A 10,914-nucleotide genomic window follows, 5' to 3' on the forward strand; every position below is an offset into this window, starting at 1 on the left:
CCACCAGCAACGGGTCGTTGGTCAGGGCGACGCCGGTGCCCACCACGTCCACGGCGCGGGCCAGGTTGCGGGCGCAGACCACCACCACCTCAATGCCGCGCCCTGCCCGGGCTGCAATCTCGGCCTGGTTGCGGGCCAGCACGCGGAAGGTGCCCGCCCCCACCGTGCCGATGCCGATCATGCCCACGCGCAGGGGGCGCGGGGCCGGGGTGGCGGGGCTGGACGAGGGCGCCAGGGACTGGGGATCGAGGTACATGGACTTCTCCGGACAATCAGACAAACAAAAAACCCAGCTGCCAGAGCTGGGTTTCATTCATTCGTCTTGGGGAGAAGAGAGCGATCACCAGGTGGCTGCCGGAACGGCCACCTGCGCGTGCTCAGGTGGCCGCGGTGGTAATGGAGATCATCATTCGTGCACCCATCGCCCGTGTCGCACGTGCCGCCCGCGTGAACGCGGGCCGCACCATGCCCATGGCCTGGAAGGCGGGGGCGCAAGCGGCGAAAGAAGGGAGGGTGTACGGCATGAAGAGGACCAGTGTAACGGACGCCTTTGCCGCCGGTCCACCCTGCGCCCGTGGCAGGGTTTGCGTGGTGGCGCGCGGACGCATCGGCGGTGCGCGCGAGCGAGGGGCCGGCAGGGTTTGTGTGCTATTGAATACGTAGCGCAATACGTAATCAGGATAAGCGCGTTAACGCCATTCCATTCATTTTTGGCTGTCATAGGCCACGGGCCCGGTGCCCGGTGCCCGAGGTCGAGAGGTGCCGATGCCGTTCATTGCGCGGGGTCGGGTGGTCGGCCTCCATTCCGTCCGCACCCGTTGAACCTGTGCCACGGTGCGGCTTGGTTGGGGGGCGTGCCCGCGCCATCTCGGGTGGCCGCGGCGGCTAGGCCCGCAAGCCCAGCTGCGCCATCAGCGCCAGGGCGCCCGCTGGCGCGCGCTCCTTGGCGCCGTTGATGAAGTACACGAACACATCGCGCGGCCGCTCGCCGCTGGTCCAGGCGCGCACGCCCTCGGCCCAGCGGGCGATGGCCTCGGACGTGTAGCCCGTGGGCACCTCGGCCTGGCCGCGCATCAGCCGCAGATAGGCCAAGTCGGCCGCGCCGTCGGCAATGGCGGGGAATTTCTCGGAATCCGTGCACACCGGCGTGCAACCGTAGCGGCGGGCCAGCGAAAGAAAGTCCGCCGTGGCAAAGCTCTCGTGCCGCACGTCCAGCGCATGGCGCAGGCGGCGGCCGTCCACTTCGCTGGGCAACTGGGCGAGAAAGGCCTCGAAATCCGCCGGCTCGAAGGCCTTGGTCGGCATGAACTGCCAGACGATGGGGCCGAGCTTTTCCTTGAGTTCGGTAATACCGCTTTCGATGAAGCGGGTGAGCGAGGGGCCGGCATCCGCCAGAACCCGTCGGTGGGTTGCGAAGCGGTTGGCCTTGAGCGAGAACGTGAACCCTTCAGGCGTCTCGGCGTGCCATTTGGCAAAGGTGGGGGGCTTGAAAGTGCTGTAGTAGGTGCCGTTGACCTCGATGGCGCTGAGCTGGCGGCTGGCGTAGTGCAGCTCCTGGCTGTGGGCGAGGCCGGCCGGGTAGAAGCTGCCGCGCCACGGCTCGAAGGTCCAGCCGCCGATGCCAATGTGGATGCGCGGGGAGCTGCTTGTGCTGGCATTCATGGCGTTGCCCGTCCTGCAATCACGAAGCGGCTACGGTAGCAGCGGCCCCGGCGCGTCGTTGCCTGCGCAGGTCTACAGCACCAGCGTGGCACTGAGCGTGATCTCGGGCACCGCGGCCAGCGCCTTCGACAGCGGGCAGTGGGCCTTGGCATCGGCCGCCAGCTTCTGGAAGGTGGCGTCGTCCATGCCCGGCACCTTGGCCCTGAGCGTGAGCGCGATGCGGTCGATCTTGAAGCCGTCGCCCTCCTTGCTGAGCCGTACGCTGGCCGTGGTGTCGACGACTTCGGTGGCCAGGCCCGCCTTGTCCGCGGCAAACGAGAACGCCATGGCAAAGCAGGCCGCGTGCGCGGCGCCCAGGATTTCCTCGGGGTTGGTGCCCTTGCGGTCTTCGCCAAAACGGCTGGCAAAGCCGTAGGGGTATTTGTCGAGTGCGCCGGTCTCGGTGCTGACCTGGCCCTGGCCGGACTTGCCGGCGCCTTCCCAGTGAACACTGGCCTTCTTTTCAGACATGGGGAGCTCCTTTGTTGCCGGCCTTTTGGCCCAGAACACCCGTCATCTGACCACGCGCACCCTGCGGCGGCTGTGGGACAAGGCCGCAACCTTGCACGGCTGCATGCGTTTGCGCGGCGCAAAGAAGGGCTGCTTTCGGGGGTGTTGCCGAATGCAGACCTTGACAGGGGGCCATCCCGGGCGGTTGTGCGCTCAGCCGCCGCCCGCGGGTCCCGCTGCGTTCGTCCCCACCTTGGCCATGGCGATCGCGCCAAACGGGCAACGCACGTCACACAACGCGCAACCTGTGCAGCCCGCCGCGTCGTGCAGCACCGCCCGCTTGGGGCCCCAGCGGCCATCGCCCTGCCCCTGCAGCGACAGCACATGCGGCGGGCAGATCGCCACGCACCAGCCGCAGCCCGTGCAGCGGTCAGGGTTCACGGTGGGCAGGGCTTTGGCCGTCAAGGCAACGCCTCTGATGCCGCTGCGCAAGGTTGTGGTCCGTTGCGCGCGGCGGTTGAACCGGAGGGGCACATGGCGCCGAGCAAGGCGCTCAGCGCCGAGGTCGCTACGCGCACGCCAGGCGGGCGTTCACGCCGCACGCCGCCCATAGGCGCAAAAGCCCGGCTTGGGGCTCTTCTTTTGCGGATGCAGCCGGCAGGTCTCGGGCCGCTTGTCGTACACGGTGCACAGCCGCGTCTTGGGGTCCAGAAAGTTGCAGTCCCCGCTGGCCCGCCGCGCCATGGTGAACACCACGTTCTTGTGGTTGAAGTGGTCAATCAGCCGCGCCTTCTGCAGCCGCTTGGCAATGTGCCGGGGCTCCTCATGCTCGGCCTCGAATGCATCCACCAGCCCCAGCCGCACGAGGTCCGACAACTGCACCTCCAGCGGCATGGTGCAGCAGTTGGCCGCACAGGTATCGCACAGGCCGGCGCGGTAGCGGGTCCAGGTGTCGAGGCGGTCCACGTCGACGATGGCAATGGGGGAGCGCATGGGAAGTGGATGAGGTCGGCCAGCGGCTTACGGTTCGGCTAAGAAAAGCTGGCGCGATAAGTAACGGGATCCAGGTCGCAGTGTTGATCCAGTGCGCCCTTCAATGAGAACAATTGTGGGGTTTGCCTGAATCCAAACAGGCGACACAGTGTGAAATCAGTACCCGCGTCACGGGAAAAATGCAATTCGTTTTGGGATATGAAAAATGGCGTGTCCTTACCCAACGCGGTGGTTTTCACCTCAATGAATCGCTCGCGGCCGTTCACGTCAAAAGAAAGGATGTCGTAGCCAAGGCCGTCGCCTTTTGTTTGCGAAACATGTTCCACCCGATCAGCAAGATCACTCTTGCCGATGTGAGCCAACCGCCATTTTTCATACCGAAAAATGAACTCTTCGCCTGCTTGGCCCAACGAACTATTGCGGGATTCGATTGCCAGATAGTCGCGTTTGACAGGGGTACGGCCGTAGCGTGGGCTTGCTTCGGCCACGCTGTGGCGTTTTACCGGCGCTTCGGTTTCGACTCTCGTGAAATCCACATTTTCCGGAAATACTGCGGGCTGCTGTGCAGCCGCAAGTGCCAGCGAATCCAGCGCTGAGAAGCGTTCTACTTGCTGCTCCACCACTTCGTAAAGCAGCCGTTGGTAGTTGGCTCGCGGTTGATAACCTCGCAGGTAAGGACAGCCCAGATCAATCAGCACGGCACTGATATTGCAGTGCTTAAATTCAATGGAACCTGCGGATCGACCCTTGAGCTTTTCAAGCAAGACACGACGATGTGCGGCCTTGTTGTAAGCCTGACCAGCCAGTTCGAGACTGAGCATCTTGAGGTAGTCGGCAACAACGGCTTCTACCTCGGTCAGAGACCAGTCCATGGCTGGTGCCACCCAATCGGCGTCTGCGTCAAACGTCGATATTCCCTGCCCGCAGCGCATTCGTCTCAATGAAGTCCCTGCGCGGCTCCACCTCGTCCCCCATCAGCATGGTGAACACGCGGTCCGCCTCGATCGCGTCGTCGATCTGCACGCGCAGCAGGCGGCGCACGTTGGGGTCCATGGTGGTTTCCCAGAGCTGCTCGGGGTTCATTTCGCCCAGGCCTTTGTAGCGCTGGCGGCTGGTGGTGCGTTCGGCTTCGCTGATCAGCCACTTCATGGCCTGGCGGAAGTCGCCCACTTTTTCTTCCTTCTGCTTGTCGCCTTCGCCGCGCATCACCTTGGCGCCTTCGCTCAGCAGGCCGCGGAAGGTTTCGGCGGCTTCGGCCAGGGCGGCGTAGTCGGCGCCCTGCACGAAGTCTTGCGTGATGACGCTGCTCTTGATGTTGCCGTGGTGGCGGCGGCTGATGCGCAGCAGGGGCTTGTCGGTGCGGGCGTCAAATTCACCGGCCACCTCGGCGGGGGCGCCGGTGGTGTTGAGTTCGCGCAGCTTGGCTTGCAGGGCGATGGCGCTGGCTTCCGCCTCGGCCACGGTGTCGAGCTTGAGGCTCACGCCATCGGCAATGGCGCGCAGCGCTTCCGCGTCCATGAAATTGCCCAGGCGGGCGATCACGCTTTCAGCGATCTGGTGCTTGCGTGCCAGCTCGGCCAGGGTGTCGCCGCTCAGCGTCTGCGGGTTGGCACCGCCGGTGGTCACGCTCGCGTGGTTCAGCGCAATGCGCAGCAAGAAGCCGTCGAGGGCCGGGGCGTCCTTCAGGTACAGCTCTTCCTTGCCGGCCTTCACCTTGTAGAGCGGCGGCTGGGCGATGTAGATGTGGCCGCGCTCGACCAGCTCGGGCATCTGGCGGTAGAAGAACGTGAGCAGCAGCGTGCGGATGTGCGCGCCGTCCACGTCGGCGTCGGTCATGATGATGATGCGGTGGTAGCGCAGCTTGGCCACGTCGAAGTCGTCGCTGCCGGTGCTGCCGCCGGCCTTGCCGATGCCGGTGCCCAGGGCGGTGATCAGCGTGAGGATTTCGTTGGACGTGAGCAGCTTTTCGTAGCGTGCCTTTTCCACGTTCAGGATCTTGCCGCGCAGGGGAAGAATGGCCTGGAACTTGCGGTCGCGGCCCTGCTTGGCAGAGCCGCCGGCGGAGTCGCCCTCCACGATGTAGATCTCGCACAGCGACGGGTCTTTTTCCTGACAGTCGGCCAGTTTGCCGGGCAGGCCCATGCCGTCGAGCACGCCCTTGCGGCGCGTCATTTCGCGCGCCTTGCGGGCGGCTTCGCGGGCACGGGCGGCCTCGACGATCTTGCCGCAGATGATCTTGGCGTCGTTGGGCTTTTCCTGCAGGTAGTCGGTCAGCAGCTTGCCCACGATGTCTTCCACGGGCGCGCGCACTTCGCTCGACACCAGCTTGTCCTTGGTCTGGCTGCTGAACTTGGGCTCGGGCACTTTCACGCTCAGCACGCAGCACAGGCCTTCGCGCATGTCGTCGCCGGTCACCTCGACCTTGGCCTTCTTGGCCAGTTCGTTTTCTTCGATGTACTTGTTGATGACGCGGGTCATTGCGGCGCGCAGGCCGGTCAGGTGGGTGCCGCCGTCACGCTGGGGGATATTGTTGGTGAAGCAGAGGACTTGCTCGGTGTAGGCGCTGTTCCATTGCATGGCCACTTCCACGCCGATGTGCGTGCCGGGGATGCCGCCGTAGGTTTCGGCCGGGCGCTCGCCCGCGGCGTAGAACGACGTGGGGTGCAGAACGGTCTTGCCCTTGTTGATGAATTCGACAAAGCCGCGCACGCCGCCGGCACCCGAGAAGTCGTCTTCCTTGCCGCTGCGCTCGTCCTTCAGGCGGATGCGCACGCCGTTGTTCAGGAACGAGAGTTCGCGCAGGCGCTTGGCCAGGATTTCGTAGTGGAACTCGTTGTTTTCCTTGAAGATCTCGGTGTCGGGCAGGAAGTGCACCTCGGTGCCGCGCTTGTCGGTCTCGCCGGTCACCTTCATGGGCGAGACTTCAACGCCGTCCACTGTCTCGATGATGCGGTTCTGCACGAAGCCCTTGCTGAACTCCAGCACATGCACTTTGCCTTCGCGGCGCACCGTCAGGCGCAGCTTCTTGGACAGCGCGTTCACGCAGCTCACGCCCACGCCGTGCAGGCCGCCGGACACCTTGTAGCTGTTCTGGTTGAACTTGCCGCCCGCGTGCAGTTCGGTCAGGGCGATTTCGGCGGCCGAGCGCTTGGGCTCGTGCTTGTCGTCCATCTTCACGCCGGTGGGAATGCCCCGGCCGTTGTCGGTGACGGAAATCGAGTTGTCGGAGTGGATGGTGACGACGATGTCGTCGCAGTGCCCGGCCAGGGCTTCGTCAATAGAGTTGTCCACCACCTCGAACACCAGGTGGTGCAGGCCGGTGCCGTCGCTGGTGTCGCCGATGTACATGCCGGGGCGCTTGCGCACGGCCTCCAGCCCTTCCAGGATGGTGATGGCGCCTTCGCCATAGCTCTCGCTGGCGCCCGCCTGGTTGGTGTCGATCTTGGTCACGGCAGGCATTGCGGGCTCACCAGGGCCGGTGGAGCCGTTCTCGGTGGGCTCGGGTTGCGTGTTGTCAGCGGTCATGGTGGGCCTTGGGATCCGTGGAAACCGGCGGTTTCCAATGTGTTCAATGATGAAAATTGGCTCTAGCGCTTATCTGATAAGCGCTGGTAGCTATCAAAACAGTAGTTTTGTGATGCCTGGAACGCCTCAGATGCGCATGGGCATGACGACGTACTTGAAGTTGCTGTTGTCGGGAATGGTCACCAGCGCGGAGCTGTTGCCGTCCGAAAGCTCCACCTTCACCATGTCCTGGCCCATGTTGGCCAGGGCGTCGATCAGGTAGGTGACGTTGAAGCCGATCTCGATGGTGTCGCCACCGTAGTCGATGTCGAGCTCGTCCACGGCCTCTTCCTGCTCGGCATTGTTGGATGCCACGCGCAGCGTGCCGGGCTCCAGGTTCAGGCGCACGCCCTTGAACTTGTCGCTGGTCATGATGGCCGTGCGCTGCAGGCTGGCCAGCAGCGGGGCGCGGCCCAGGGTGACGCTGTTGGTGTGGTTGCGCGGAATCACGCGGTTGTAGTCGGGGAACTTGCCTTCGACCAGTTTGGTGACGAATTCCATGCCGCCGAAGGTGAACTTCGCCTGGTTGTTGGCGAACTGCATCTCGATGTGGGGCTGGTTGTCGCCGCCCGCGTCCGACAGCAGGCGCTGCAGTTCGAGCACGGTTTTGCGCGGCAGGATGACTTCCTGCTTGGGCACCTCTACGTCCAGCGTGGCGCTGGCAAACGCCAGGCGGTGGCCGTCGGTGGCCACCAGGGAGAGCTGCTTGCCTTCGGCCACGAACAGGATGCCGTTGAGGTAGTAGCGGATGTCCTGCACCGCCATGGCGAACGAGACCTGGCCCAGCAGGTCCTTGAGCGTTTTTTGCGGCACGCTGAACACGGGGCCGAAGGCGGCGGATTCCTGCACCAGCGGAAAGTCCTCGGCCGGCAGCGTCTGCAGCGTGAAGCGGCTCTTGCCGCCCTTCAGGATCAGCTTGGACTGGGCCGATTCCAGGCTCACCGTCTGATCGCCGGGCATGGTGCGCAGGATGTCGATGAGCTTGCGGGCGCCCACGGTGGTGGTGAAGTCGCCGGTGTCGCCGCCCAGTTCGGCCGTGGTGCGGATCTGGATTTCGAGGTCGCTGGTGGTCAGCTGCAGGGCATTGCCCGTCTTGCGGATCAGCACGTTGGCCAGGATGGGCAGGGTATGCCGGCGCTCGACGATGCCAGAGACCGATTGCAGAACCGCGAGAACCTTGTCTTGTGTTGCCTTCAGGACGATCATGTCAACCTCTTGTGGTTTTTGGAACGGTGCGTGGACAGCAGCACAGGTCGTGCCTCCTCCCTGCCGCAGAAGCCGTCATTTTGCCCTTTTACCGGGGCCTTTCTCCTGGGGGCCTTCACTGGCTGCATCAACCCTTGAGCGTTTGTTCCAGCACGTGCAGCTGCTGGTTCAGTTCGGTGAGTTGCTGGCGCTCGCCGGAAATCTTGCGAACCGCATGCAAAACAGTGGTGTGATCGCGCCCGCCGAACAATTCTCCGATCTCGGGAAGACTCTTTTGCGTCAGCTCCTTGGCCAGGTACATTGCAATCTGGCGCGGCCGCGCAATGCTGGCCGGGCGCTTCTTGCTGTACATGTCGGCCACCTTGATCTTGTAATAGTCGGCCACCGTCTTCTGGATGTTTTCCACAGAGATCTGACGGTTCTGGATGGACAGCAGATCGCGCAACGCCTCGCGGGCGAGTTGGATGGAGATTTCCTTCTGGTTGAAGCGCGAGTACGCAAGGATCTTGCGCAGCGCGCCTTCGAGCTCGCGCACGTTGGAGCGCACGTTCTTGGCCACGAAGAAGGCCACTTCCTCGGGCATTTCGGTGCCTTCGACGCGGGCCTTGTTGATCAGGATGGCCACGCGCATTTCCAGCTCGGGCGGCTCGATGGCCACCGTCAGGCCCGAATCGAAGCGTGACACCAGACGCTCGTGGATGTTGGCCAGGCCCTTGGGATAGGTGTCCGACGTCATCACGATGTGGCTCTTCTTGGCCAGCAGGGCTTCGAACGCGTTGAAGAATTCTTCCTGCGTGCGGTCCTTGTTGGCAAAAAATTGCACATCGTCAATCAACAGCAGATCGAGCGAGTGGTAGCGCTCCTTGAACTCGTCGAAGGTGCGGCGCTGGTAGGCTTTAACCACATCCGACACGAACTGCTCGGCGTGGATGTAGAGAACTTTGGCGTCGGGCTTGTCCTGCAGCAGGCGATTGCCTACGGCGTGCACCAAGTGGGTCTTGCCCAAGCCGACGCCGCCATAGATGAACAGCGGGTTGTACAGGTGGCCGGGCATGCCCGCCACATGCATGGCGGCCGAACGCGCCATGCGGTTGGCCGTGCCTTCCACCAGGGTCTCAAACGTCAGGGCCGGGTTGAGCCGGGTGCGAAAGGCACCGGCAGGCGCTTCGTCGGTGCTTGAAGGTGCGGCTTCGGGTGCCTGCGTTGCCTCGGCAGAATTAGGGCGAACATAAGTACGTGCAACCGATTCCCGCTGAGCGAGCGCTAACTCCAAGATGATGGATTGCCCGTACAAGGCCTCCAGCAAGGCGGCAATGCGCCCGGCATACTGCGCGCGGATCCAGTCGAGCTTGAAGCGGTTGGCGACGAAGAGCGTGACTTTGGAGAAGTCATCGGCCACTTGCGCCACCAGGGGCTTGATCCAGGTATTGAATTGCTGCTCGGGCAGGTCTTGCGCAAGCTGCTCTGTACAGGCCTGCCACAGCCCCTGGCCCGCATCGGTGCCGGGTTGGCCCGTGGGGCTGCGATGGGATTCCTCGGTCATTTCGGGAGCGTCTTCTTGTTGTGGATAGGAGGAACGATGCCAGGCGGCGGATTGTAGCTTGTCAAGGAGTTATCCACAATTTTGCGGGCTTCTTCCGGGCGCTGGAAAATGGCGCTGGGTGGCACTGCGCCCGTTGCTTGATAAAGGCCTTCGCCGTGCCAGGCATTGCCAGCGGGCTTCAAGCCTGCGATAATTTTGGGTTTCCCTGAATGTGTTCAGGGTGATTTGACCCGGCGCGCCGTTATTTCTGCCCCGCAAGTCTTGGTTGCATGCGCATTCCGCAAGGGGCGCTGCGGCCTCGGATGGCGGGGTTCAAGAGCAGCAGTCCGGAACTGAACCTCAAGGAATAGCATCATGAAACGTACTTACCAGCCCTCCAAGACGCGCCGCGCGCGCACCCACGGTTTCCTCGTCCGCATGAAGACCCGCGGCGGCCGTGCCGTTATCAACGCACGCCGCGCCAAGGGCCGGAAGCGCCTGGCCGTCTAAGGCCGTCACGGTCTACGGCCTGCTCCCCACCTGCTCCCGGTTTGTACCGTCAGGTTCCAAACGGGGCGCCTGCATGCAACGGCTGAAAACCCGTCCGCAGTTCCAGGCCGCCATGGCGGGGGGCACTGTCTCTCGCACAGCGCATTTCGCGCTGCACCGACTGGTGCTGAACGGTGCTGGCAGCCCTGCTGCCAACTCCGCCAGTGCTGCACCCACAGGGCCCGGTTCCTTGCCGCCAACGCAAGGGCCGCAGGCCCTGTTTGCCGTGCCGGATGTCTGGCTGGGTGCGATGGTGCCCAAGCGCTGGGCGCGTCGTGCCGTGACGCGCAACACCATCAAGCGGCAGATATACACCGTGGGCGCGGCGTTTGAGGCGCGGTTGCCTCAGGCGGCCCATGTGGTGCGGCTGCGTACCGCCTTTGATCGCAAGCAGTTCGTGAGTGCCACGTCCGACCAGCTCAAGCAGGCGGTACGGGCCGAGCTGCTCCAGCTGTTCGGGTATGCCGCACGGCGTGCGGGCGGCGGGGCCGCAGCGCCCGCCCCGCAAGGGCCGGCGCAGGAGGTGGCGCCATGATCATGCAGCGCCTGCTGATGGGCGTGGTCAAGGGCTACCGGCTGTTGCTCAGCCCCTGGCTGGGCTCGGCCTGCCGCTTCGAACCCACCTGTTCGGCTTATTCGTTGCAGGCGCTGCAGCAGCACGGTGCGGCGGCGGGCAGTTACCTTACGGTGCGCAGGCTGGTACGCTGCCACCCTTGGTGTGACGGGGGCCATGACCCGGTCCCGCAACAATTGCCGCGCAGCATGCGGCTTTTTTCGCGGCTTTCTCCTTCCAACACCCAACCATCTTCACCAAAGAAGTCTTCATGAACGACATTCGCCGCACCATTCTGTGGGTGATTTTTGGCTTTTCCATGGTTCTGCTGTGGGACAAGTGGCAGCTGCACAACGGGAACAAGGCCACTTTCTTC

Annotated in this window: 11 protein-coding genes and 1 pseudogene; 3 read left to right on the forward strand and 9 right to left on the reverse strand. The window is 63.8% G+C overall.

The features are described from left to right. The 9 genes and pseudogenes from ACDELDRAFT_RS14465 to dnaA all read right to left on the reverse strand — a co-directional run. Window positions 1-256 (reverse strand): annotated as a pseudogene (locus ACDELDRAFT_RS14465) (homoserine dehydrogenase); the annotation flags it as partial. 629 nt (window positions 257-885) lie between these two features. Next, the gene (locus tag ACDELDRAFT_RS14475; RefSeq protein WP_005798075.1) at window positions 886-1,662 is read right to left on the reverse strand and encodes a DUF72 domain-containing protein; all 777 of its coding nucleotides are present in this window, start codon (window positions 1,660-1,662) and stop codon (window positions 886-888) included. A 72-nt stretch (window positions 1,663-1,734) separates the two neighbouring features. Then, window positions 1,735-2,172, reverse strand: coding sequence for an OsmC family peroxiredoxin (locus ACDELDRAFT_RS14480; protein ID WP_005798076.1), 438 nt, complete (start codon window positions 2,170-2,172; stop codon window positions 1,735-1,737). Between the two features lie 192 nt (window positions 2,173-2,364). After that, window positions 2,365-2,616 carry a 4Fe-4S dicluster domain-containing protein gene (locus ACDELDRAFT_RS14485; protein WP_005798078.1) on the reverse strand — a complete coding sequence of 84 codons (252 nt, stop codon included), beginning with the start codon at window positions 2,614-2,616 and terminating at the stop codon, window positions 2,365-2,367. Window positions 2,617-2,742: 126 nt separating this feature from the next. Then, entirely contained in the window at window positions 2,743-3,144 is a 402-nt protein-coding gene (locus ACDELDRAFT_RS14490; RefSeq protein ID WP_005798080.1) for a YkgJ family cysteine cluster protein, read from the reverse strand. 38 nt (window positions 3,145-3,182) lie between these two features. Then, on the reverse strand, window positions 3,183-4,016 hold the full coding sequence (locus ACDELDRAFT_RS14495) for a DUF3883 domain-containing protein (RefSeq protein WP_232504778.1): 834 nt from the start codon (window positions 4,014-4,016) through the stop codon (window positions 3,183-3,185). Window positions 4,017-4,044: 28 nt separating this feature from the next. Further along, complete coding sequence (gene gyrB / locus ACDELDRAFT_RS14500; protein WP_005798084.1) at window positions 4,045-6,669, reverse strand: DNA topoisomerase (ATP-hydrolyzing) subunit B; 2,625 nt, start codon at window positions 6,667-6,669, stop codon at window positions 4,045-4,047. A gap of 126 nt (window positions 6,670-6,795) precedes the next feature. Next, window positions 6,796-7,914: a DNA polymerase III subunit beta gene (gene dnaN, locus ACDELDRAFT_RS14505; RefSeq protein WP_005798085.1), complete on the reverse strand. Its 1,119-nt coding sequence runs from the start codon at window positions 7,912-7,914 to the stop codon at window positions 6,796-6,798. A 127-nt stretch (window positions 7,915-8,041) separates the two neighbouring features. After that, window positions 8,042-9,457 carry a chromosomal replication initiator protein DnaA gene (gene dnaA, locus ACDELDRAFT_RS14510; protein ID WP_005798087.1) on the reverse strand — a complete coding sequence of 472 codons (1,416 nt, stop codon included), beginning with the start codon at window positions 9,455-9,457 and terminating at the stop codon, window positions 8,042-8,044. Between the two features lie 354 nt (window positions 9,458-9,811). Between dnaA and rpmH the strand changes: the two genes are divergently transcribed. The 3 genes from rpmH to yidD all read left to right on the forward strand — a co-directional run bounded on the left by rpmH (window position 9,812) and on the right by yidD (window position 10,813). Continuing rightward, complete coding sequence (gene rpmH, locus ACDELDRAFT_RS14515; RefSeq protein WP_005798102.1) at window positions 9,812-9,946, forward strand: 50S ribosomal protein L34; 135 nt, start codon at window positions 9,812-9,814, stop codon at window positions 9,944-9,946. Window positions 9,947-10,019: 73 nt separating this feature from the next. Further along, window positions 10,020-10,520 carry a ribonuclease P protein component gene (locus tag ACDELDRAFT_RS14520; protein WP_005798104.1) on the forward strand — a complete coding sequence of 167 codons (501 nt, stop codon included), beginning with the start codon at window positions 10,020-10,022 and terminating at the stop codon, window positions 10,518-10,520. After that, window positions 10,520-10,813: a membrane protein insertion efficiency factor YidD gene (gene yidD / locus ACDELDRAFT_RS14525; RefSeq protein WP_040329319.1), complete on the forward strand. Its 294-nt coding sequence runs from the start codon at window positions 10,520-10,522 to the stop codon at window positions 10,811-10,813. The genes ACDELDRAFT_RS14520 and yidD overlap by 1 nt, the downstream gene beginning before the upstream one ends. The last annotated feature ends 101 nt before the right edge of the window (window positions 10,814-10,914 follow it).

Source organism: Acidovorax delafieldii 2AN (assembly GCF_000175235.1).
GTDB lineage: Bacteria > Pseudomonadota > Gammaproteobacteria > Burkholderiales > Burkholderiaceae_C > Acidovorax > Acidovorax delafieldii_B.